The sequence below is a fragment of the Falsihalocynthiibacter sp. CO-5D18 genome (assembly GCF_041205445.1).
GTDB classification, from domain to species: Bacteria; Pseudomonadota; Alphaproteobacteria; order Rhodobacterales; family Rhodobacteraceae; genus Falsihalocynthiibacter; species Falsihalocynthiibacter arcticus.
The window spans coordinates 1-662 of sequence record NZ_JBGFCF010000073.1; the positions used below are offsets into that span (position 1 = coordinate 1).

Consider the following 662-nt stretch of genomic DNA (forward strand, 5'->3'; position numbering starts at 1 on the left):
CAGCTTGAATAGTGCGGAAAGTCGCGTTGACGTTCAGGTTTAACACGCGGTCCCAAGCATCGGGATCACCCTCGACGACATCGCCGCCAACATAGGCCCCCGCATTGGCGTGGAAAATATCGAGGCCGCCAGCCCGCTCCAGAATTGCGGGCATCATTCCAGCAACGCTTTCGGAATCCAGAAGATCGATCACCAGAGGGATGGCCTCTGGGCCAAGGCTCTCGCAACACTTGGCAAGCCCGGCGCGATCATAGTCGATCAGAACAACCTTTGCCCCCGCTTCCAACATCGCACGGGCACAGGCCAGTCCGATGCCGGACGCCGCGCCCGTAACTGCGGCAATCTTGCCATTTAATGATTTGGTCATGTCGTTTCCTTTAGTCGGCAAGAGGTTAAGCACGGCCGTGGGATTGGCGGGATTGGCGTGCAAGACTGTCAACGATGACTGCGATGGCCAGAACGCCGCCGGTAATCATATAGCGCAGCGAGGACGACAAATTGAGCAGCGTCAAACCGTTGGCGATGGACTGGATCACGATGATCCCGAGCAGCGCGGAATAGGCCGAACCGCGTCCGCCAAACAGGCTGGTGCCGCCAATAACCGCCGCCGCGATGGCGTTTAGGTTCACGTCTCCAGTGCCCGCTTGCTGGCTGGCCGAGGC

Annotated in this window: 1 protein-coding gene and 1 pseudogene; both read right to left on the reverse strand. The window is 59.4% G+C overall.

Going from position 1 to position 662, the window contains the following annotated elements:
• Positions 1-367: SDR family oxidoreductase (locus AB9F27_RS21940; RefSeq protein WP_369758209.1), on the reverse strand; the 367-nt coding region annotated here is incomplete at its 3' end.
• A gap of 25 nt (positions 368-392) precedes the next feature.
• A pseudogene (locus AB9F27_RS21945) lies at positions 393-662 on the reverse strand (sugar ABC transporter permease); the annotation flags it as partial.